This window comes from Brenneria sp. g21c3, assembly GCF_040240345.1.
Taxonomy (GTDB): Bacteria; Pseudomonadota; Gammaproteobacteria; order Enterobacterales; family Enterobacteriaceae; genus Brenneria.
In genome coordinates, this window is the sequence record NZ_JBEIAB010000005.1 from 144,599 (window position 1) to 167,252 (window position 22,654).

Annotated in this window: 19 protein-coding genes, 1 tRNA gene and 1 pseudogene; 10 read left to right on the forward strand and 11 right to left on the reverse strand. The window is 53.1% G+C overall.

Annotation, left to right across the window (positions count from 1 at the left end; translation table 11 throughout):
* Positions 1 to 33: 33 nt before the first annotated feature.
* The gene (locus ABRZ28_RS10025; RefSeq protein WP_330520188.1) at positions 34 to 966 is read right to left on the reverse strand and encodes a COG2958 family protein; all 933 of its coding nucleotides are present in this window, start codon (positions 964 to 966) and stop codon (positions 34 to 36) included.
* 511 nt (positions 967 to 1,477) lie between these two features.
* Between ABRZ28_RS10025 and ABRZ28_RS10030 the strand changes: the two genes are divergently transcribed.
* The 3 genes from ABRZ28_RS10030 (at position 1,478) to ABRZ28_RS10040 (ending at position 3,816) form a co-directional block, all read left to right on the forward strand.
* The gene (locus tag ABRZ28_RS10030; RefSeq protein ID WP_330520189.1) at positions 1,478 to 1,939 is read left to right on the forward strand and encodes a hypothetical protein; all 462 of its coding nucleotides are present in this window, start codon (positions 1,478 to 1,480) and stop codon (positions 1,937 to 1,939) included.
* Positions 1,936 to 2,157, forward strand: a complete 222-nt coding sequence (locus tag ABRZ28_RS10035) for a helix-turn-helix domain-containing protein (RefSeq protein WP_320764420.1) — start codon at positions 1,936 to 1,938, stop codon at positions 2,155 to 2,157. The genes ABRZ28_RS10030 and ABRZ28_RS10035 overlap by 4 nt, the downstream gene beginning before the upstream one ends.
* Positions 2,158 to 2,934: 777 nt before the next feature.
* The gene (locus ABRZ28_RS10040; RefSeq protein WP_330520190.1) at positions 2,935 to 3,816 is read left to right on the forward strand and encodes an integrase domain-containing protein; all 882 of its coding nucleotides are present in this window, start codon (positions 2,935 to 2,937) and stop codon (positions 3,814 to 3,816) included.
* Between the two features lie 270 nt (positions 3,817 to 4,086).
* On the opposite strand, the gene ABRZ28_RS10045 is transcribed toward ABRZ28_RS10040, so the two are convergent.
* The 6 genes from ABRZ28_RS10045 to aspA form a co-directional block, all read right to left on the reverse strand.
* On the reverse strand, positions 4,087 to 5,349 hold the full coding sequence (locus ABRZ28_RS10045; protein WP_330520274.1) for a tyrosine-type recombinase/integrase: 1,263 nt from the start codon (positions 5,347 to 5,349) through the stop codon (positions 4,087 to 4,089).
* 177 nt (positions 5,350 to 5,526) lie between these two features.
* A tRNA-Phe gene (locus ABRZ28_RS10050) sits at positions 5,527 to 5,602 on the reverse strand.
* Between the two features lie 126 nt (positions 5,603 to 5,728).
* Positions 5,729 to 6,304, reverse strand: a complete 576-nt coding sequence (locus ABRZ28_RS10055) for a transcriptional regulator (protein ID WP_319604087.1) — start codon at positions 6,302 to 6,304, stop codon at positions 5,729 to 5,731.
* A 44-nt stretch (positions 6,305 to 6,348) separates the two neighbouring features.
* Positions 6,349 to 8,052 (reverse strand): protein-disulfide reductase DsbD, encoded by a 1,704-nt coding sequence (locus ABRZ28_RS10060; protein WP_330520191.1) that lies wholly within the window; start codon positions 8,050 to 8,052, stop codon positions 6,349 to 6,351.
* On the reverse strand, positions 8,028 to 8,360 hold the full coding sequence (cutA, locus tag ABRZ28_RS10065) for a divalent cation tolerance protein CutA (protein WP_319604089.1): 333 nt from the start codon (positions 8,358 to 8,360) through the stop codon (positions 8,028 to 8,030). Before cutA ends, ABRZ28_RS10060 begins: the two co-directional genes overlap by 25 nt.
* Positions 8,361 to 8,490: 130 nt before the next feature.
* Positions 8,491 to 9,930 (reverse strand): aspartate ammonia-lyase, encoded by a 1,440-nt coding sequence (gene aspA / locus ABRZ28_RS10070; RefSeq protein WP_319604090.1) that lies wholly within the window; start codon positions 9,928 to 9,930, stop codon positions 8,491 to 8,493.
* A 382-nt stretch (positions 9,931 to 10,312) separates the two neighbouring features.
* Here aspA and ABRZ28_RS10075 point away from each other — a divergent pair, with 382 nt between their 5' ends.
* The 5 genes from ABRZ28_RS10075 to ubiA all read left to right on the forward strand — a co-directional run bounded on the left by ABRZ28_RS10075 (position 10,313) and on the right by ubiA (position 14,744).
* The gene (locus ABRZ28_RS10075) at positions 10,313 to 10,783 is read left to right on the forward strand and encodes an FxsA family protein (protein WP_319604091.1); all 471 of its coding nucleotides are present in this window, start codon (positions 10,313 to 10,315) and stop codon (positions 10,781 to 10,783) included.
* A 221-nt stretch (positions 10,784 to 11,004) separates the two neighbouring features.
* On the forward strand, positions 11,005 to 11,298 hold the full coding sequence (locus ABRZ28_RS10080) for a co-chaperone GroES (protein WP_048636335.1): 294 nt from the start codon (positions 11,005 to 11,007) through the stop codon (positions 11,296 to 11,298).
* Between the two features lie 47 nt (positions 11,299 to 11,345).
* The gene (gene groL / locus ABRZ28_RS10085; RefSeq protein ID WP_319604092.1) at positions 11,346 to 12,998 is read left to right on the forward strand and encodes a chaperonin GroEL; all 1,653 of its coding nucleotides are present in this window, start codon (positions 11,346 to 11,348) and stop codon (positions 12,996 to 12,998) included.
* 336 nt (positions 12,999 to 13,334) lie between these two features.
* The gene (ubiC, locus tag ABRZ28_RS10090) at positions 13,335 to 13,856 is read left to right on the forward strand and encodes a chorismate lyase (protein ID WP_319604093.1); all 522 of its coding nucleotides are present in this window, start codon (positions 13,335 to 13,337) and stop codon (positions 13,854 to 13,856) included.
* 24 nt (positions 13,857 to 13,880) lie between these two features.
* Positions 13,881 to 14,744 (forward strand): 4-hydroxybenzoate octaprenyltransferase, encoded by an 864-nt coding sequence (gene ubiA / locus ABRZ28_RS10095; RefSeq protein WP_319604094.1) that lies wholly within the window; start codon positions 13,881 to 13,883, stop codon positions 14,742 to 14,744.
* Between the two features lie 364 nt (positions 14,745 to 15,108).
* Here ubiA and ABRZ28_RS10100 read toward each other — a convergent pair.
* Positions 15,109 to 16,482: pseudogene (locus tag ABRZ28_RS10100) on the reverse strand (IS4 family transposase).
* 135 nt (positions 16,483 to 16,617) lie between these two features.
* Positions 16,618 to 19,098 carry a glycerol-3-phosphate 1-O-acyltransferase PlsB gene (gene plsB, locus ABRZ28_RS10105; protein WP_330520192.1) on the reverse strand — a complete coding sequence of 827 codons (2,481 nt, stop codon included), beginning with the start codon at positions 19,096 to 19,098 and terminating at the stop codon, positions 16,618 to 16,620.
* Between the two features lie 127 nt (positions 19,099 to 19,225).
* Between plsB and ABRZ28_RS10110 the strand changes: the two genes are divergently transcribed.
* Positions 19,226 to 19,591 carry a diacylglycerol kinase gene (locus tag ABRZ28_RS10110; RefSeq protein WP_330520193.1) on the forward strand — a complete coding sequence of 122 codons (366 nt, stop codon included), beginning with the start codon at positions 19,226 to 19,228 and terminating at the stop codon, positions 19,589 to 19,591.
* A gap of 108 nt (positions 19,592 to 19,699) precedes the next feature.
* The gene (gene lexA, locus ABRZ28_RS10115; RefSeq protein ID WP_208228569.1) at positions 19,700 to 20,308 is read left to right on the forward strand and encodes a transcriptional repressor LexA; all 609 of its coding nucleotides are present in this window, start codon (positions 19,700 to 19,702) and stop codon (positions 20,306 to 20,308) included.
* Positions 20,309 to 21,301: 993 nt separating this feature from the next.
* Here lexA and zur read toward each other — a convergent pair.
* Together zur and ABRZ28_RS10125 are read right to left on the reverse strand one after the other, a co-directional pair.
* The gene (gene zur, locus ABRZ28_RS10120) at positions 21,302 to 21,811 is read right to left on the reverse strand and encodes a zinc uptake transcriptional repressor Zur (protein WP_319604097.1); all 510 of its coding nucleotides are present in this window, start codon (positions 21,809 to 21,811) and stop codon (positions 21,302 to 21,304) included.
* 113 nt (positions 21,812 to 21,924) lie between these two features.
* Complete coding sequence (locus tag ABRZ28_RS10125) at positions 21,925 to 22,638, reverse strand: pirin family protein (protein ID WP_319604098.1); 714 nt, start codon at positions 22,636 to 22,638, stop codon at positions 21,925 to 21,927.
* Positions 22,639 to 22,654 lie beyond the last annotated feature (16 nt).

Genomic DNA, 22,654 nt, shown 5'->3' on the forward strand with positions numbered 1-22,654 from the left:
TGTTCTGATCTACAGGGGAAAATGGTAGAGACGTTACCTGTTCCATAACGCCTTATGTACTTTTCCGGTCTGGTGATACTCAGCCACCAGATCGATAAACTCTTTAAAGTCTTTGTTCTCTTCCACTAGCCGGTTAACAGATTGCCAGTCGATGCTGGTCCGCTCGCGCGCCGGGATCAGCGTCTGGCTATTGCCCGGATCCTGTGGGTTAAGCAGGATCACCCCAATGCCGTGCAGCGCGCACAGCATCTGAAGCTCTCGCTCAACGCCGCGCTGCTTATCTTCGTTAATCTCGGTGGCGACCAGATAGCCAAAGTGTGCCCAGCTTGAATTGCTCACCGCCTGAAAGAAACATTCGCGCACGTTGCTACGGTTAAGCTGGCGTTTTACTTCAAACGACCACAGGCGGGTTAAACGTCCTTCGCTATGGCGGACACAGTTTTGCACCACGGTATCCCAGCCCTTATCAAGAGGCTGCAACGCAACAATATCGGGATAAAGCCAGTGGTTGGCCCCCAGGCCTTTGTTGTTGCCTGAGCGTTTTTCATCAATACGGCGACAAAGTAAATCCTCTTCTTCAGAGAGATACTCAATCAGCAACGGATAAAGCGCATGTTCAGATAAATTCACTGTTTCCGCCGAAGGTACCGGGGTGATATCAGAAGGCAATTGCACCTGAGCACCGTCCGCAGGCTCGCCTCCCCAATAAAACAGCCTCGGTCGGGGCTTATCACGCGTCATCACTAACGGGCACATGGCTTTTGCCTTAACGGTGCGGCTACCGCCTACCTCTGCCGTTATCTGGCTCAAAAAAGCGTCATCGCTGGCAAAACGCGGATTCTTACGTTTTTCAGCCAACTCATCCGCATAGGTTTCGATGATTTTTTGCGCCAATTGACGAGCAGTAAATTGCTCATCAGGATTCGCCTGTAACACGTTGATAATCATTTGGGGACGACTGGTCATGGACACGCCTGTAAGAGCCACATTCAACGCAGGCAGCGCTGATGTCTTTGGTTAATAACTCCTGTAAAGGTACACAGTTTACCGTTACAGGGTAGAAGAGCCAAGATCGGTGTCATCTTGCATAACATTTTCGAAATGATGGTTGAATCTCACTTTCATTGCGAGAACGATTGCAATAACTTCAAATAGTTAACTCCACTCTACATGATATTACGAAAAATACGATAACCCTCTTGCCGTTTATTCCCTGTCGCGCTATCTTTTACCCGCACCTGCAAAATCAGGTGCCGGGATTGGAACCCCGATGAACCTCACTGGCGACGAGACGCCAACGCGTCTTTTTTTATGTCGCGCGTTTAGCTACACCCAAATTATGGTGGGCTGGGCGGGGGCACCGCAAGGTGCGCCGGTTTCAGTGAGGCCGGTAGTTCCAACCCCGTTCAGTCCACCACCCTGAGATTGGAACCTCTGGTGGTGGTTATAAGTTAACTTCTCACTGGAGGCTGCCATTATGGCTACAACCCTCAACCAGACTCACCCGTTACTTACCGTTCCTTTCAGCGCCGCCACGGATTTCATCCTCCTGGCCGACCATTGTGAAAAGTGCGCAGGTACTCAGGCGGAAAGCTACGATCCTATACTGAAGATGGCTCTCTGCGGTCGGCTTGCCGCCGGTCTTGCGCTGCTGAAACCGGGCCTACGCGATCCCATTCCGCCTCACCTGATAGACAGCCTGACCGTTGATACCTTGCCCACAAACTCTCCTCGTTTTGCCCCTGATGCGGATACGCTTTGCGATTACTGTTTTACCCTGACTCAGCTTCTGCTTTGCCGGATGTTTCCGCCACAAGCGGAAGAACAATTGTGTTGGCTTCTGGCGGAACTGGTTGATTACTTCGCCGCTGAACTGAAAGCCCCGCGCTGGATACGTACTGCGGATGGCGTGAAGTGTATTGATGAGGAGGTGGCATGAACCAACAGGATTGGCATCCCGCCGATATTATTGCGGCGTTGAAAAAGCGGGGAACAACACTGGCGGCGGTTTCGCGTAACGCGGGGCTGGCCTCTTCCACGCTGGCGAATGCGCTGACAAAACACTGGCCCAAGGGAGAACGGCTGATTGCGGAAGCGTTGGGTGTTGCGCCTGCGGAAATCTGGCCTTCCCGTTACCGCAAGCCAGAGGAGCACTAAAGTAAAACAATCTCTCCCGCCCCGTTATCGGCGAACGCGGATAACGGGACGGGAGAAGGCAAGCGAAGCGCGGCAGCTTGTCATTCATAAAATGACGAAAAAATCAACAAACAACTCTATAAAAGCAAAAAACAGTTTTCCCTTTCTGCCTTGTTGCCACGGGTGTAAGTTTGCACCTGCACAAAATGCTTTATGACCTGAGAGAAGCGCCTGATGAATCAGGATGGTCAATCCCTTACCGGCGGCTACCTTTGCAAACTGCCGGACCGTCTAACAGACGGTTAAGGTCATCCTTCACTTCTGCACCAGCCTATAAACGTGACGGGCAACGGCCTGCATTGCCGTAAGGCTTTGCTGCCGCGTGACCGCTATCTTGCACCAGAATTTCAATTCTCAATCACTGCGCCAGTCCAGTGCGTCACTTTAACCGCGCAAAGCGGGAAAGTGACGCACCAGCGCCTTTTGACTGCACCAGAGAATTCAACTGCGCCAACGTACGGCGGGATTCTGACACCTTAAATTCAACCCACTTTCACTCACAGGAGAACTTGAACCGATACCGGAGGGGGATCAGGACGATCCGGGGGATAACCCGCGCAAGCGGGCGGCTGCTCAGAGAGCACAACCGAAGCCCCGCAATACCTCAACGGCTGCCGCCCCGGCGCTCAGGTATCGTTCGCAGCCCCGACAAAAAATCAGGGGCTATCGGCCTATGCGCCGGGGAAGGTTGTATCTGTTTTGGATTTTGCGGCAATCATGAAAAGGGGACATGTAAAAATGAGTCTTCTGGAGCAGGAAATGAAAATGCTGGCGCGGCAGGCGGGCGGCAGTCATAAAACCGTCCACGATCGCATGGCGCTGGCGCAGCGATTTTGTGAGCGCTTGCTGGAACAGAATGTACAGATCCGCCGGGTGGAGCAACTGAAAGCGCGGCATATTGAGAATTATGTTCGGGAACGACTGGATCAGGGCATAACGAAACGTAGCCTGCAAAACGAGATGGCGGCGATCCGCTGTCTGTTGAAGCAGGCCGGGCGTGATCGGTTAGCAGCCAGTGAACGGCTGTCCAATAAATCGCTCGGCTTGTCCGGCGCATCCCGCAACGGCACCCGGTGGGCGATTACGGCGGAGTATTATCGGCAGGTGCTGGAAATCGCTCGCGCAAAAGACGCCGGGATGGCGGCGGCGCTGGAACTTTCAAAGTTGATGGGCCTGCGTTCACAGGAAGCGGTGCAGTGTGCGCAATCGCTTAGGACGTGGAAACAGGCGCTGGAGCGTGATGAAACCCGGCTGACCATCGTTTTTGGCACCAAAGGCGGACGGTCCCGCGGGACAATAATTCTGGATGCTGGCGCAGTCAGAAAAGCGCTGGAAAATGCGTTAGCTGTGGCGGAACAACGCAACGGCAGGCTGATTGATAAACCCGATCTGAAAAGCGCGATGAAGTACTGGCACGGTCAGGCTTCGCGTATCGGCTTGACCGGCGCATATTCCCCGCATTCATTGCGCTACGCCTGGGCGAAGGATGCCATTCGCCATTACCTGGCGCAGAGATTCAGTGAAAAAGAGGCTCTGGCATTGGTCGCGATGGATTTAGGCCACGGCGACGGGCGCGGGCGTTATGTGGCGCAGGTTTATGGACGGCGGGGAGAGGAGTGAGTTTCCGTGCTGGTGCAGCCGTTGATGAATGTTCGATCATTGCGTCAGCCAAAAGGAAAAAGGGCTAAAGGGTAAAGGATGCTAAGGGTAACAGCGCCAAACCGGAAAGGGCCAAAGGGCTGAAAAGGCCGTGATTGGCGCTGTTCTATATTCGTTCGACGGGGAATCTGGTGCAGTCCTGCGATTTTCCGGCGTCAGTGAACTGGTGCAAATAAAAAAGCAGATCCGCTGGCGCAAAGATCTGCTTTTCGGCGTCAATCAATCGCGGGTTCAGGCAACCTGAATATGTCTCTCAAAACGGTAAGCCGGGATGAATTTCTGCCGACAGGCGTCGAGATAGTCTGACCACCATTGCATCATCTGCGTGCGTTCGTCGAGGTGCTCCGCTTTGTGGATATAGGCGGCGCGGACGTGGTTGCGCTCCTGATGGCTCATCTGCCGCTCCACGGCGTCTTTTGACCAGCGACCGGACTCAATCAGCGCGCTACAGGCCATCGTGCGGAAACCATGACCGCAAACGTCCACCTGCGTGTCATAGCCCATCGTGCGCAGCGCCTTGTTGATGGTGTTTTCGCTCATCGGTTTGCGCGGATCGTGGTCGCCGGGAAACAGCAACTCACTGCTACCGGACAGCAGCTTTAGCTGCTTCAGTACTGTTACCGCCTGTGTTGACAGCGGCACCAGATGCGGCGTTTTCATCTTTGCGCCACGCTCCGAATAGCGCACGCCCGGAATGGGTTCACGTTGTGCGGGGATAGTCCACATTGCGCCATCCAGATCGATCTCCGTCCAGCGGGCAAAACGTAACTCACTGGAGCGAATAAAGATCAGCAGATTAAGCTGCACCGCCAGCCGGGTTAATAATCTGCCGGAATAGCCTTCGATCCGTTCCAGCACCTCCGGCAGCTTCTCCAGCGGCAGGGCGGGGTAGTGGTTTTTTGGCGGCGGCGCAATGGCTCCGGCCAGATCGTTGGCAGGGTTGCTGGCAATCAGTCCCTCCTGCACTGCATAGCGCATGATCGCCGTGGTACGCTGCTGTATTCGTGCGGCGGTTTCCAGATTGCCTTTTCTTTCCGCCATCCGCAGCGGGATTAGCAAATCGGCGGTTTTCAGGTCGGCAACGGGAAATTTGCCGATCAGCGGAAAAACGTGCAGTTCCAACGAGCGCAGGGCTTTGGCGGCATGGGCTTCAGTCCAGCGGATATTACCCGCTACCCACTTACGGGCGATCTCTTCAAAGGTATTGCCGCTTTTGCGCGAATGTTTCTCCTGCTGCTTTTTTACGCCGGGATCGTCGCCTGTGTTGAGTACTGAGCGGGCTTCTTCGCGTAGCTTACGGGCATTTGCCAGCGTGACGGTGGGGTAAGCGCCAAACGCCAGCTTTTTCTCTTTGCCGCCGAAGCGGTACTTATGATGCCAGAGCCTGGGATCGTTAGGTTTAATCAGCAGGTATAAACCTTGCGCGTCGCTGAGTTTGTAAGGTTTATCGAGTGGCTTGGTGCTGCGGATGGTTGTATCGGTGGATGGCGGTATCTGTCAGAGGCATGGTGGGGGCTCCATAGTTTATCGAACCGGCAGGCCCCCAATTAAGCCCCCAAAAACTACGGATGTCAAAAAATCTGGTAGTACCTGTTGGTACTCCAGATTCTTATCAACTTACTGATTTTTCAACGTTCCCGGACGCATAAGGACATCCTGAAACTAAATTAGTGGTGCCCGGACTCGGAATCGAACCAAGGACACGAGGATTTTCAATCCTCTGCTCTACCGACTGAGCTATCCGGGCAACGGGGCGCATTAAACCGTATTGCCTACGCGTCGTCAACGGATTTATGCGCTAAACCGTGGAAAACCCTGCCGACTGCCGACTTTTCAGCCAAAGCGCGGGGCGCGCCACGTTTGACTGCTGATGTCAGGTCAATGCGCCATTTTTGCGACAAAGGGAAATACGTAAGATGTCTTCCGCCAGCCGTTGTGCCGTCGCAATACTGGATGCCTGATGTTTTACCAGCAGCTTGCTTAAGCAGCCTTCCAGAATCAGTTCCATCTGTTGCGCCACCATTTCCGGGTCGTCCGTTTCCAGCTCATCCAGCAAATCGCGCGTGTAGCGATAAGACGCCTGTTTTTGCTGTTCGGCGATTTGGTGAATAGGATGGTTAATATCAGGAAAGAAGCTACAGGCGGCGATAAACAGGCAGCCGGGATAGCGCTGTTGTTTTACCGCATTATGCAAAACCTGATACCTCGCCAGCAGTTTTTGCTCAATACTTTTCGTTTCATCCAGCAGCACCTGCCGCCGCCAGACATCAACCTGTTGACTGTGGTAGCGCAGGCTGTCATAAAGCAGGGCTTCCCGGTCGGGCCAGAACGGCTGTAGCTCAGCCAGAGGAACGTCCAGTTTTTTAGCCAACATGTCCAGCGTGGTCATGGCGAAACCGTGTTGCTCTAACAGAGTGAGCGCTTGTTCAAGTACCTCTTCCCGTTGCATTGGGTTTCCTCCAAAAGAGCTGTGGCCAGAAAGAATAGTGTCGTTTATGGGGCGAACTTCTGCAAATGCGCCTGAAATTTCTCCGCATCCATAAAACCAGTGACGCGTGAGCCGGGGATCTCTTTGCCTTGCGCATCAAAAAACAGGATGGTGGGCAACCCCAGAATCTGTAGCTGCTTCAACAGGTTGCTCTGTTCTTCCCGATTTTGGGTGACATCCGCCTGCAATAACGTCATGCGCGATAAACGTTGCCGTACGTTGTTATCGCTGAAGGTGTATTTTTCAAACTCTTTACAGGCCACGCACCAATCGGCGTACAGATCGAGCATCACGGGTTGGTGGCTTGCCGCCAGCGCATGATGCAAACCGGCGACGTTCGTCACCGGCGTAAAATCGAGAGCGGATGAAGCGGGTTGTTGTTCCGAGAGCTCAGGGGACAATACCCAATCCTGAAGCGGCCTGGCGCTGACTAACGCGCCAGCCAGCAGCAATAGCTGAACGCCGCGCATCCAGCCTTTGCCGCTGCGTAAGCTCAGTGCGAATGCCCAGCCGAAAAAGGCGACGCCCAGCAGACTCCACAATCTGACGCCCCAGTTTTCACCCAGTATGCGCTCCAGCAAAAAAACCGGCAGCGCCAGAATAACAAAGCCGAAGGCTTCTTTGACGTATTGCATCCACGGGCCGCTGCGCGGCAACAGCCGGTTGCCGAATAGCGTGACCAGAATCAACGGCAGCCCCATGCCGAACGCATACAAATACAGCGAACCGCCTCCCGCCCATAAATTACCGCTTTGCGCGATATAAAGCAGGATGGCGCTGAGCGGCGCGGTGGTGCAGGGCGAGCAAATCAGTCCCGCCAGCGCCCCCATGCTGAATACGCCGACCAGCGAGCCGCTTTGCTGGCGATTGCTCCATTCCGTCAGCCTGGTCTGTATGGCGGACGGCAGTTGCAGGGTATACAGGCCGAACATCGACAGCGCCAGTGCGACGAACAGCGCCGATAGGCCAATCAGCACATACGAATGTTGCAGCGCGGCCTGAAAGCGTAGTCCTGCGGCGGCGACGATCAGCCCCAGCAGCGTGTAGGTCAGCGCCATCCCCTGTACATAAGTCATCGACAGCCAGAAGGTTCGTCGGGGCGTCAACTGCGTTTTCCTGCCGAGCACCAGGGCGGATATCAACGGATACATCGGCAACACGCAGGGCGTAAACGCCACGCCGATGCCAATCAGCAACGCCCACCAGGGGGAGAAGGGCAGCGGCGTTGGCGCGGGCTGTTGTACGGAGCCTCCGCCGGCGGACTGGACCACCTGGCTCAACGGGATGATGCGCGTCTCCGGCGGGTAGCAAAATCCGGCTTCGGCGCAGCCCTGATAGCTCACTTTTACCGTGGCGTTTTCCTGCGCCTGACGCAGCGGTACGGTCAGCGCCAGATGTTGTTTATAAATGAAAACCTGACCGAAATAGTCATCCTGATGGCTGATGCCCGCCGGCAGGTTGATCTCGCCAAGCGCCGCGTCGCTGCTTTCCAGCTTTATCTGCTGACGGTAGAGGTAATAGCCAGGCTGTATTTGCCAACTCACCGTGAGTTGGTTATTCCGTTGCTGGAAGTCAAAGGCAAAGGCTTGATCGACAGGTAAAAACGATGAGCCGGCATGATTGCCGAAGCCGGCTTGACCAAAAGGGGAGGCGGCGGCGGCAAGCGCGGCGCCGAGCAGGATAATCAGCGTAAAGATGCGGTGAGCCATGTCAGATAATCGTTGTCGCCATGCAGTACCGGTAACACCAGCAGTTCCGGCGTTTGATAAGGATGGTGTTGTTTCAGGTGAGTCAGCAGGGCGTGCTGATGTGACGTATCGCTTTTGATCAGCATTTGTACTTCTGATTGCCGCTCCAGTTTGCCTTCCCAATAATAAAGCGATTGAACGCCGGGCAGCAGCGTCACGCAGGCGGCGAGTTGCGTTTCCAGTAATGATGCGGCAAGGCGTTGCGCGCAAGGCTCGTCTGGCGCGGTACAGAGTATGACGACGGCATCGCAAGCAGGACGGTCTGACATCGTGGCCTCCGTTTATGGTGAACATGAGGAACACTATACCTTGCTTTGTATCTTAAGGGGAATCGCGCGGCCGGCGCGGTTAAACACAGGCACGCCGTTTTCAGGAAACGGCGTGCCTTAAGGCGGAGAATTAAGGCTGTTCGTTCTCGTCGGTGTAACGTTTGGCTTTGTACGCCGGGTGCATCAGGTTCTGCGTGGAGAAAATATCGTCCAGTTCGGCTTCGGTTAGTAAACCGCGTTCCAGAACGACTTCGCGCACGCTTTTGCCGGTTTCGGCGCAGATTTTGCCGACGATATCGCCGTTGTGGTGGCCGATGAACGGGTTCAGGTAGGTGACGATGCCGATGGAGTTGAAGACATAGGCTTCGCAAATCTCTTTATTGGCGGTAATGCCGCTCACGCATTTTTCCAGCAGGTTGTAGCAGGCATTGGACAAAATATGCGTCGACTCAAACATTGCCTGACCGATAACCGGCTCCATGACGTTTAACTGAAGCTGTCCGGCTTCAGCGGCCATCGTGACGCAGGTGTCGTTGCCGATCACCTTGAAGCAAACCTGATTGACCACTTCCGGCACCACCGGGTTGACTTTGGCCGGCATGATTGATGAACCGGCCTGCAACTGCGGCAGGTTGATTTCGTTCAAACCGGTTCGCGGCCCGGAGGACAACAGGCGCAGATCGTTGCAGATTTTCGACAGCTTCACGGCCACGCGCTTAAGCGAACTATGCACCATAACGTATGCGCCGCAGTCGGAGGTCGCTTCAATCAGATCTTCCGCGGGTACGCACGGCAGGCCGCTGACTTCCGCCAGGCGTTTTACCGCCAACTGCTGATAGCCGTCCGGCGTGTTGAGCTTGGTGCCGATCGCCGTCGCGCCCAGATTCACTTCCAATAACAGTTCCGCGGTACGCAGCAGGTTTTTATTTTCTTCTTTCAGCAACACATTGAAAGCATGGAATTCCTGACCCAACGTCATGGGAACCGCATCTTGCAGTTGGGTGCGTCCCATTTTCAATATGTTTTCAAACTCTTTGGCTTTGCGTTCGAAGCCGTCGCCAAGCTGCGTCAGCGAGTCAATCAGTTTCAGAATCGAGGCGTACACCGCGATACGGAATCCGGTAGGATAGACGTCATTGGTTGATTGACACTTGTTCAGGTGATCGTTGGGATTGAGATACTGGTATTCGCCTTTTTGATGTCCCATCAATTCCAGACCGATATTGGCCAACACTTCGTTGGTATTCATATTTACCGAGGTGCCAGCGCCGCCCTGGTAAACGTCAATCGGGAATTGATCCATGCATTTGCCGTTATTCAGCACTTCATCACACGCCTGGATAATGACATCGGCAATTTTTCGGGGGATAGTTTGCAGTTCCTTGTTCGCCAGTGCAGCAGCTTTTTTAACCATGACCATACCGCGTACAAATTCCGGAATGTCGCTGATTTTACTGTTACTGATGTAAAAATTTTCGACAGCCCGTGAGGTATGAACGCCATAATAGGCATCAGCGGGAACTTCTTTGGTACCTAACAGGTCTTCTTCAATACGAAAATTATCTGACATGAGAGCCTTCTCTATATTCTACCGACTAGAAATTGTTTGAACTAATTGCACTATCACGGACATGATTGCAGAATGTTTAACTAAAACCATGCTCATTATCGTGATGATATGCTGTACGTATCAAAAAAATAGTAGCCTGGATCACTATCTGATCTTTCCATTACACTCAGATAAATGAACTGTGATAGTCGTCACGACTGGCTACTTTAAGATAACAAATGGCTTTGTCATAGCTTGAAAACAGCCGATCTCGCTACCACCTCAGTAGATTATAATGTGCAGTGCAGCGATGCCTGGTCATATTTGTTTTCTATAACATAATTTGTTTACAACAATAGCGCTTGTTTTTAACAGCGGGCGTTATCAAAAACAGGAGAATCAGGTGCGCTGGTTACCATTGCTGTTAATTTTTCTTTTCGTTTACATAGAGATATCTCTGTTCATTCAGGTGGCGGAGGTGCTGGGCGTCGCAATAACCCTGTTGCTGGTGGTGTTCACTTCCTGCGTCGGCGTGTCGCTGGTGCGCAATCAGGGAATGAAAACGATTGTGCAAATGCAACAGAAAATGGAACAGGGAGAGAGCCCCGCGGCGGAGATGGTGAAAAGCGTATCATTGGTGCTGGCGGGATTCCTGCTTTTGGTGCCGGGCTTTTTCACCGATTTCCTGGGACTGTTGTTACTGTTGCCGCCGGTACAAAAGCGCCTGACCCTTAAGCTGATGCCGCATTTGCATATCTGGCGTTCCGGCCCCGGCGCGTCGGCTTCCGGCGGCAATACGTTTGAAGGCGAGTATCAGCGTAAAGATGACGCCGGTAGAAATATTGAGCATCAGGATAAAAACGACGATCGCTGAGCGTGTGATAAGTTAAAAAGCAAACAAGGATTATCATATTGATAATCCTTGTTTTTTATTTTATTGAGTATAAAAAGTCATCGTTTGACGCAAAAAAAATGAATTTCCTCCCTTGAAGGGGTAAGAAACGCCCCCATCTAGAACACCACAAGGCCGGATATGAGGGCATATCCGGCGTTTATCCCAAAACTGATATGGACTTTCTCAAAGGAGAGCTATCAATGAAAATTCGTCCATTGCATGACCGCGTGATCGTCAAGCGCAAAGAAGTTGAGTCCAAATCTGCTGGCGGTATCGTTCTGACCGGCTCCGCTGCAGGTAAATCTACCCGTGGTGAAGTACTGGCCATCGGCCATGGGCGCATCCTGGAAAACGGTGAAGTTAAACCGCTGGATGTGAAAGTAGGCGATATCGTTATTTTCAATGATGGCTATGGCGTGAAGGCAGAGAAGATTGATAACGAAGAAGTCTTGATCATGTCTGAAAGCGATATCCTGGCAATTGTTGAAGCGTAATTGCGCGTAACTCATCTGAACTGAACGAATTTAAGGGAAATACACCAATGGCAGCTAAAGACGTAAAATTCGGTAATGACGCTCGCGTAAAAATGCTGCGCGGCGTAAATGTACTGGCTGATGCAGTGAAGGTTACCCTGGGTCCTAAAGGCCGTAACGTGGTACTGGATAAATCCTTCGGTGCGCCAAACATCACTAAAGACGGCGTGTCTGTTGCGCGTGAAATCGAACTGGAAGACAAGTTCGAAAACATGGGCGCTCAGATGGTTAAAGAAGTCGCCTCCAAAGCGAACGACGCGGCGGGCGACGGTACGACCACTGCGACCGTGCTGGCTCAGTCCATCATCACTGAAGGTCTGAAAGCCGTTGCCGCGGGTATGAACCCGATGGATTTAAAACGCGGTATCGATAAAGCTGTTATCGCCGCGGTTGAAGAATTGAAAAAACAATCCGCCCCTTGCTCTGATTTCAAAGCTATCGCACAGGTTGGCACCATCTCTGCAAACTCCGACGAAACCGTGGGTAAACTCATTGCGGAAGCCATGGAAAAAGTGGGCAAAGAAGGCGTTATCACCGTTGAAGAAGGTTCCGGTCTGCAAGACGAGCTGGACGTAGTTGAAGGTATGCAGTTCGATCGCGGCTACCTGTCCCCTTACTTCATCAACAAGCCGGAAACCGGTTCTATTGAACTGGAAAGCCCGTTCATCCTGCTGGCTGACAAGAAAATCTCCAACATCCGCGAACTGCTGCCGGTTCTGGAAGCCGTCGCTAAATCAGGCAAACCGCTGCTGATCATCGCAGAAGATGTTGAAGGCGAAGCGCTGGCGACATTGGTGGTTAACACCATGCGCGGTATCGTGAAAGTGGCTGCGGTTAAAGCGCCTGGCTTCGGCGATCGCCGTAAAGCGATGTTGCAGGATATCGCTATCCTGACCGCAGGTACGGTTATCTCTGAAGAGATCGGTCTGGAACTGGAAAAAACCACGCTGGAAGATCTGGGTCAGGCAAAACGCGTTGTTATCAACAAAGATACCACTATCATCATCGACGGCGTGGGCGATCAGGCGACTATCGAAGGTCGTGTTACTCAGATCCGTCAGCAGATTGAAGACGCGACTTCAGACTACGACAAAGAAAAACTGCAAGAACGCGTGGCCAAACTGGCTGGCGGCGTAGCCGTTATCAAAGTCGGCGCAGCAACTGAAGTTGAAATGAAAGAGAAGAAAGCGCGCGTTGAGGATGCTCTGCACGCTACCCGTGCGGCAGTTGAAGAAGGCGTGGTCGCCGGCGGCGGCGTGGCGCTGATTCGTGCGGCTTCCTCCATTGCTGCGACTGGCCTGAAAGGCGACAACGAAGACCAGAATGTCGGTATCAAAGTTGCGCTGCGCGCGATGGAATCCCCTCTGCGTCAGATCGTGGTTAACGCCGGCGAAGAAGCCTCGGTTATCGCTAACACCGTTAAAGCGGGTGAAGGCAACTATGGCTACAACGCGGCGACTGAAGAATACGGCGACATGCTGGAATTCGGTATCCTGGATCCAACCAAAGTGACCCGTTCCGCTCTGCAATACGCAGCTTCTGTCGCCGGTCTGATGATCACCACCGAATGTATGGTGACCGATCTGCCGAAAGAAGAAAAAGTAGATTTAGGTGCAGCCGGCGGTATGGGCGGCATGGGCGGTATGGGCGGCATGATGTAATGCGCCGTCGCTGCCATGAGGGCTAATATTCTCATGGCGGCATGACCCGCTTTACATTTGTTTTCTCTATGCCGTACAAAAGGCGCTGTCTGGTGAACAACACTGGTCAGCGCTTTTTTTACGTTGTTGCCGGTTCGCCGCCGTTTTTTGTTTTCCTGCCTGTTTTCTTCTTGATTTTCATCTTGTTTCCTGGCTTTTTACTCTTCTGTCCGCCTGGCGAGAATGTTATCGTCTCTGGCATCAATAGGGTGAGAACGTGTTATCAGGGCGCTATTCTGCGCTACAATATGAGTCGCTTACTTTATTTACGAATTCCCCCCGAGCGGAGTAGGGATAATGTCTGACGAGGCGCGATTTTCCCTGCGTACGACGGAATGGTTTACCGCACGGTCGGCGACAATTCCTGCGCATATCCGGGATTGGCTGATGGAAACGAATTCAATGACGCTGCGTCTTGAAGGACATTGCGATCGGCTGACGGTATCTGTCCGCAATGAATGCTTTATTTCGCCGGATGAACTGAATGATGAACGTGTCCATTTGCCCGTTAGCGAGCGTTACTGGTTGCGTGAGGTTGTGCTTTATGGCGACGGGCGTCCCTGGTTATTCGGTCGAACCTTGATTCCCCGGCAAACGCTGGCGGGAGCCGGTATCGACTTGACGAAAGTCGGTAATGTGCCGCTGGGGCGTTATCTTTTTCAACATGACGCGTTGACGCGTGATTATATACATACCGGACTCTGTGAAGGGTTATGGGCGCGGCGTTCCCGTTTGCGTCTTTTTGGTCATCCGCTGTTGTTGACCGAGCTATTTTTACCAGAGGCGCCGCTTTATTTGACGGATGGCCGTGAAGGCTAGCCGGTAATTGAGGAGATTAGTCCGTTGGAAAGAAGTGTAACAGCGGGGAAATGGCTGGCTTACTGTCGGTTGATGCGTATTGATAAGCCAATAGGTTCTCTGCTGCTGCTGTGGCCGACGTTGTGGGCGTTATGGTTGGCTGGGCGAGGAACTCCCGAACCGTGGACATTGCTGGTTTTTGTCGCCGGCGTCTTTTTGATGCGGGCGGCGGGCTGTGTGATCAATGATTATGCCGATCGTCATTTTGATGGACACGTCAAGCGTACGGCTTCACGTCCGTTGCCTAGCGGCATGGTCAGCGAGCAGTCGGCCAAAATTTTGTTTGTCGTGTTGGTTTTGCTGGCATTCGGTTTGGTCTTGACGCTGAATATGATGACGATCTGGCTGTCTGTCGCCGGACTGGCGCTGGCGTGGATATACCCCTTTATGAAGCGTGTCAGTCACTTACCGCAGTTTGTACTGGGCGCGGCGTTTGGCTGGTCGATACCGATGGCCTATGCGGCGGTTAGCGAGTCGCTGCCTGTGACCTGCTGGATGATGTTTCTGGCCTACGTCTGCTGGACGGTCGCCTACGATACGCAATATGCCATGGTTGACCGGGATGACGATCTCAAGATCGGCATCAAATCCACCGCTATTTTATTCGGTCGCTATGACAGGTTGATAATCGGCCTGCTGCAACTGGGCGTGCTGCTGCTGCTGGCGGCGCTCGGCTATATGATAGCGCTGGGGCCGGTATTTTACGTGGCGCTGCTGGTTGCCGCCGGGCTATTTGTTTATCAGCAGAAGCTGATCGCCGGGCGGGAGCGGGATGCGTGCTTTCGGGCGTTCAAGAATAATAACTATGTCGGCATGGCGCTGTTTATCGGCGTGTTGTGCGGTCTGTAAATGGCAAGGCGGCGTAAGCGCCGCCTTGCGAGGTTAACCCTATCCCGACTCGCTACCTTCTCAGGGGCTGTCTCTTAGTCACATTTACCGATAACGGTATATGTGAGCTCAGTGTTATTTCGTGCTCGATATGAAAGGTATTTTTATGCCACGTCGTAGCACGCGCCCGACGCGGCACTGGTTTTCGCAGCATCCATGCTGCTCACTCGGCGGTCAAGTTCACCTCAGCATAATTTCTTACGCCGGGTAAGGGAAAAATCCGGCATGACTCCCTGCATGTGTATAAGAGACAGTCGCAGGGGAGGGAGCCAGTTTGGTCTCTTTAATGGGTTAGCGTCTCCCCCTGGTCAGGGCTGTCTCTTGATCAGATCTTCTGGTCAAGAGACTGTGCCAGTCTGTAGCCCTCAACCATGTCCTGAAGCTTGTACCAGCCGTCCTACATCACTATCCAACCCGCGCGGCCTGTGCGTTTGCTGTCATGCCAGCGTCCCAGCTTCGCCAGATTCAGGTAAGCCCATTTCAACGAGGGCGCCTTTCCCGGCAGCTTTTTTTTCTCCTGTTTTACCCACAGCAGTTTCCACTCCACCGGGCTCAGCACCTGCTCACAGGACTCATCCTGCCTTTCTTCATTCAGGCCGCCCTGTCGCAGCGCCAGGATCCGCACCGCAACAAACGCCAGAATGACGATCATCCGCTCCAGATTATCGCGGCTCTGCATACGTAACTGCTCAACTTGCGTGCCACCACTTTTCAATGCCTTGTGATACTCCTCAATAAGCCACCGCCGCTCGTAGTAGCTGATAATGACCCGTGCATCCGCCGCACTCTCTACTTTCTCTGACGTCAGCAGGTGCCAGCACGCGCCGCCTTCGACCTCTTCCCGGCAGCAGATATACGTCAGGGACAACGACTCTCCCGCCCGGTCCGGACGTCTCACCTGAACCGGGCTATAGCTGACGTACATGGCAACTTCACGCGCAGCGCGGCCCCCTTTCTGAGCCACATTCAGCGTGTGGCTTCCCGCTTGCGTGAGCGTTGACGGCAGGTCGAACAGTTTACCCACGCTCCCCCCGATACGGCGGTTTTGCGCGGCTCGCACGACAAAGCGCTCTCTCTGGTTTACCTTGTAGTCGAGGTAGTGAAAGATATCCGCCTCGCGGTCGCAGACGGAGATAACCCGGGACTGAGTATCGCCGAGGCGTTGCGACATCAATTCTGAGGCCCGCTGCCATTTGAAGCTTTCTTTCTCTTCATAAAGACGTTGTTTGCGCTGATGTTTCTTGCCGTATGCCGCCGTTTCACGGCTCCAGCGCTGCTGCGCGATAAGGCCGATAATTTGTGCTTTCTGCGGTGAGTAAAGCAGGACGGAATGGGCAAGCAGGCCACGGGTGTTTTTGCTGGTCGTGGTGTTCCCCAACGCGTCGAAAGCCGTGCTATGGCTGAAGTTAATAGACGTGGTGTCTTCGATGGCAAGGAGAAGCGCATGTGGCTGAGCGGCGTTGGCAGTGGCGATAAAGCCAGCCTCCGCGATGGCGTCAGGGGAAACATCGGCGTTGCGCATGAGGCGATATGCGCCTTCGACTTCAGCAGTGGATTGGGATGATTTCACAATAGAAAGTCCGGCATGTTGGGCTAGTGAAGAGGCCAGAGTGACGAGGCGGCGTGTGCGCCGGACATCGCCGAGGTTAGCGAGCCCAAAAATGCGCTGAGCCCATGAATAACAGTCGGAAAGCACCATACTCAAATCCGGAAAGTAATAGCAAGACAGATCAACGCCGCCAGAAAAAGTTCAAAAAAATCCCCAGCGATGAGACCAGGGATTTGTGTATAAGAGACAGCTGGTCAGGGGGAGGTCGGGATTTACCGAAGGCGCTTACGCCGGAGGAGAATTCTCTTCGCTTATCGGCTTTTCGCTGTCGGTCACCGTCAGCGCCGGCGAACTGGCGCTCTCGATGGTCAATCTGACTTCCGGGGTGATTAAATCCGCCAGGATGTTGTAGATCTCCAGAATATCCCGCTGCGGCGCCTCGCTGCTGTCCGTGATGTAGCCTTCGGTACGCAGGGTCGCCACCAGCGTTGAAAACACCGCTTTATCGAAGAACTCCGGTGCATTGATGCCGTGCAGAACCGACAGCCGCTGCGCCATATTGCGGCTCTCTTTTTCCAGCGCGCCGCGATTAATGCCGGGATTCGCCCCCAGCAGCGACAGCGTGATGGCATAGCGTTGCAATGTTTCCCGAACGCCGGCCGCCAGCAGTTGCAGCGTACGGATACGCGCCGGATTGATAAGCAACGTATCTTCCTGGGCGCATACCAACTGTTGCCGCGCCAGTTCATCCTTCAGTGCAGACAACACCGCCGGCAGTTCATCTTTGCCGTAATGCAGGAACAGTTCCGCCTGAAGCAGTGGATAAACCAGCGTGATCTGACGGATCAATTCAGGCATGGCGATGCGGCGATGATGGATCACCATGCTGGCAATCAACGACGGCAGGATCAGCAGATGTTGAATATTATTGCGGTAATAGGTCATCAGCACCGCCTGTTCCCGCGGCAGGATAATAATGTCGCCGATACTGTCTTTTTCGACTTCAAATTTATCCATACTCAACGCATGTTCCAGCAATTCGGCAGGCGTTTTTTGCGGCGCGGTGATGTCCTTGTGATAAGGCACATTACGCAGAAGTTGCAGGTAGCAATCCAGTTGTTCGTGCATCTGCTCTCTGGTGAGCGAGCGTTGGCGTGAAGCCAGCAATGCGGTGGAACAGAGGTTCATGGCATTTGCCGCGGCGGCGTTGTTGATGCGCGTCATGATATCCAGCGCGACATCCTGCACCGTTGGCGTTAGCCAGCTTGGACGCTGCGTTTCAATGGGATCGATGGCATCACGCCATTGCGGCACATGCTGATTCAGATAGGTGGTTAACGGCAGGGGCTCGCCGAAATTCACATAACCCTGTCCGAGGTTACGCAGCTTGCGTAAGCCGCGCACCATCTGCATAAACCCTTCTTTTTCCTTGGTCGCGCCGCGCAGCTCTTTCGCATAGGTGCCGACTTCCATGACATGCTCGTAGCCCACGTAAATCGGCACTAAGGTAATGGGGCGCGTACCGCCGCGCAACATGGCCTGGATCGTCATCGCCAGCGTACCGGTTTTCGGTTCCAGCAAACGGCCGGTGCGTGAACGACCGCCTTCCACAAAGTATTCGACAGAGTAGCCACGGTTAAAGAGTTCCGCCAGATACTCGCGGAAAATGGTGGAGTATAGCTTGTTGCCTTTGAACGTGCGGCGGATGAAGAAGGCGCCCAGGCGACGGAAGATCGGGCCGGCAGGCCAGAAATTCAGATTGATCCCGGCGGCGATATGCGGCGGAACCAGTCCCTGGTGATAGAGTACGTAGGACAGCAGCAGATAGTCCATGTGGCTGCGGTGGCAGGGAACATAGACAATCTCGTGTCCGTCCTGCGCCAGTTGACGTACTCGCTCGGCGTTATGGACGTTGATCCCCTGATAGAGGCGGTTCCAGGTCCAGCCTAATACGCGGTCCGATAAACGGATGGCTTCATAAGAAAAGTCGGCGGCAATTTCTTCCATCAAGGCAATGGCGTTTTGCTGCGCGCGCTCGCGCGAGAGCTTTTTGCTGCGCGCTTCGTCATCCACGGCTTTTTTGATCGCTTTAGAGTTCAGGAGCTTATTAAACAACTCCTGACGCACCGGAAGACGCGGGCCTACCGCCGCCAAACGCTGGCGGGAAAAGTGCATGCGGGCCACGCGAGCCAGTTTGTGAGCGATGGTCTTATCCGTGCCGTGCTCGGTCGCCATATAGCGCAAAGACACCGGACTGGAAAAACGGACAAAGCTGTCCCGACCCAGCCATAATACGGCAAAAAATTTCTCAATGCCGTTAAGCAGGCGCAGATGCGGCGTCGCCTGATTCTGCTGTCCTTCGCGGCCGGGGGAGCGGCCGAACATGACGGAGACCGGCACCATTTGCACGTCCAGTTCCGGATTGTTTCGATGCAGATCCAGATAGTCGTGAAACAGTTTTACGGATTCCTGTTTGGGAACGTAATAGCGGAATACGCGCGGGCCATCGTTAATGAAAACGTGGCTGGGCAATTGCGCTCCGTCAATGTCGACCGGCTGGAGCGGATCGGGAAGACCCAACGCCAGACATTTCGCCCTGAGGGTCAGTAAATCCGCCTGTGAATTGTAAGGCAGCACATAGAGGATCGGGCGTGAGGGATCCAATCCCAATTCAGCCACGGGATCTATGGGTATGACCTTACTCTTCACTAACAGTTTGAGTGGAAAATTCAGTAAGTTATAGTAAATTTTACGCCAACCTGACATAACAACTTGAAGCCTCTTGTTAGCAATGCGTCGCAAGGATACCAGAAACTGCGCTGGAGATCTGTTGTGATAAGACAACGGTTAAGCGGTAAAATGCGAGCGAACGCTGATAAATAATGGAGGATGGATGAACAAAGCAACGGGGATAACCCGGATAATCAAAGCTACCGGCTATTCCCTACAGGGATTGCAGCAGGCGTGGCGGCATGAAGCGGCCTTTCGTCAGGAAAGTCTGCTGGTCATTGTCGGGGCGATCGTCGCCTGTCTGTTGCCTGTCACCCTGGTCGAAAGACTGCTGCTTATCGCCTCTGTCGTGTTGATCATGCTGTTTGAACTGGTTAACAGCGCGATTGAAGCGGTCGTCGATCGCATCGGTCTTGAGCATCATGAATTATCAGGCCGGGCAAAGGATATCGGCTCGGCCGCGGTGTTTGTCGCCATTCTGCTGGCGGTCGTCGTCTGGGGCGCTATTCTCTGGCAGCGTTTTGCGTGAAGGCTTGCAGAAATCAATAAAAACCGAGGTTTACTCACATCCTGGTTCCCAATTGGCAATTAGCTGTATATACTCACAGCAAAACTGTATAAACAACCAGGGGGCGGAATGAAAGCATTAACAGCCAGACAGCAGCAGGTTTATGACCTGATCCGCGATCATCTTGCACAGACCGGTATGCCGCCTACGCGAGCGGAGATTGCCCAACAGCTGGGATTCCGTTCGCCGAATGCCGCTGAAGAGCATTTGAAGGCGCTGGCGCGTAAAGGCGTTATCGAAATTGTCTCCGGCGCATCGCGCGGCATCCGTCTGTTGATGGAAGAAGAGGCTGGCATTCCGTTGATTGGCCGCGTCGCCGCGGGTGAGCCGCTGTTGGCTCAGCAGCACATCGAATGTCATTATCAGGTCGACCCGTCCATGTTTAAACCCAGCGCCGATTTTCTGTTGCGCGTCAGCGGAATGTCGATGAAAGATATCGGCATTATGGACGGCGATTTACTGGCGGTGCATAAAACGCAAGATGTGCATAACGGGCAGGTCGTCGTGGCGCGCATTGAAGATGAAGTCACGGTTAAGCGCTTGAAGAAGCAGGGTAACACGGTGCATCTTCTGGCGGAAAATGAAGAGTTTGCGCCGATTGTCGTCGATCTGCGTCAGCAAAGTTTTTCCATTGAAGGGCTGGCGGTCGGCGTTATTCGAAACGGCGACTGGAGCTGATTCCGGCTATTGCCAATCTGATTCCCATCCTGACTGGTTAGTTTCACGTATGACGGAGATATTCGCCTCAGCACTGAGGCGAATATCGCCATCCTATTTCAAACCGCAGAGGCGTCGGTTTTGTAACGCGTTTTTTCCGGACCGCGGTACGCCGTGTTAACGCTCGCGCCTGGAAACGCTTCATTTTCCTTGAATAGTGATATGAAACAGCTTTTACCGATCTATTTAGGCGCGTTTTAGCGGATTTCAATATTTATTGAGCCTATATTTACGATACATTTTGTTGCATTTAATCCTGCTTTTTGTCGGGTGTTATTGGCTGATTTTATTTTTTGATCAAAGCGCTTTTTTTATTAAACGATTAATGCGGGTTCTTGAAGGCGTGTTATAAATAATATTGTGGAACTATTATTTTTCGTTAATATTTCAGCAGGTTTTTTTTGCGGCTTGTTAGTTATTCGATTTCATCACTGACTTTTGCCAATGGCGCGGAAATGCGCTATACCCTAAATAATTCAAGTAACAAAACCAACGTATCTGTCACTTGCAGTATGACGAGTCTATTTAAGTCATCGTGCCAGGTATAAAGAACAAGGCGTCAGACGCGCTACTTAAAGAGACGGCAACGAATCAGCAACGCGAATTCTGATGGATGATAAGTCGACTCATTATGGCTGAAAAGATTTTCTGGTAATTAAAATCCAGACGTATTACGTTAACTAAAATAATCGGCTGAAAAAAAGAAGTAAAGGTATGGGGAAGCAAAAATAAGTTCGACTGCTAACCGGTAATGCCGGTACGTTCAGGTACGGAATAAGTGGCTCCTGTGTCGAGGTGTTAACCATTGACTGTATTTGCGGCGGTACCGGAATGCAGATTGGGAAAAGATACGTGGTTTATTTCTTTTCTTGCCAACTGCAAAAAGCCGGGTTCAGCGATATAACGGGAACAACGGATGTTCCCACCCATCCTTATCATTACACCATCGCTGCGCTAGCGTTTTTTGATGGGTATGGAATGGTCGTGATCGCACTGCTCGGGATGTTTACAGGCGGCGACTTCCTGACAATCCTTACACAAACCATGGGCTTCAATAATACTATGGCGCAAAGTGAATCCCGCCTGTTGCGCCAGCTGGCGCAGCGTTTCTTCCACGCCTTCCGTCTGGCGTTCGGTGACCAGACCACAGCGATCGCAGATAAACAGCGCTGAAGTATGGCTGTGATCTTCGATGTGATGGCAAAGCACATAGCTGTTGGTTGACTCCACGCGATGGATGAAGCCTTGTTCCAGCAGGAAATCCAGTGCGCGGTACACCGTCGGCGGCTTCGCCTGCGGTTCGGATATCCGTAACAGGTCGAGCAGATCGTATGCGCTGATGGCGCCAGTCTGTTGAGCCATCAGGCGTAGCACTTCCAGCCGCTGTGTTGTCAGGCGTACGCCGCGGTGCTGACAAATCTGTTCAGCCTGGGCAAGTAGTGTGTCCTGATTGGTTGAAGCCATTGCCATATACCCCGACGCATAGAGAAGATGGTAGATATCTTACCACGGCTGAGGGAAAACGTAGACTCGGTGACGTCTGGTTGAATAGCCTGGCGACGATGAGCGGGGAAAAGCTAAACGACCAGATCGATCAGCAACGCGCGAAACGGGGATTCAGACTGGATGGTCAACTCGTTTTCCTGCTGGATAAAGGCGCCGTCGCCGCAATGCAGCGTGTCACCGCTATGCTTGTGGCTGCTGATGGCGGCAGAACCATGAATTGACTGAAGATAGGCCCGATTGCCGTTCAGTTTAATGGTTTGCCGCTCATTTTTTCGCAACTCAATATGATGGACCCATACTTGCTGGCGGAGCTGCAAACTGTTGTTTTCCCCTTCGGGCGAGGCCAATAAACGGTGACCCGCGTTATGGCGATCGGTTTTCAGCGTTAATCGTTGCAGCGGACTGTTTTCCCGCGTCGGGCAGGCGTCCAACCATAGCTGCATTCGCGTCAGCGGTTTACTGCCGCTGGTGTTGTGTTCGCTATAGCTGATATTGGGCTGGGTCGCCAGCAGCAGCACGTCGCCGGCTTTGGCATGGATATGCAGACCATGGCTGTCGCGATATTCCGCTTCACCTTGCAGAATGATATTTAAGATATCGACGCGTGGATAAGTTCGGGGTTGGAACGATGCCCCTGGCGTCAATACTTCCTGATTCAGCACGCGCAGCGAGGCATAACCCAGCAACTGTGGATCGAAGTAATGGCCGAAAGAAAAAGTATAACGCGCCTGCAACCAGCCATAGTCAGCCTGACCGCATTGTTCCGCTGCTCTTTTTATGATCATGGTAGTAGGACCCGGA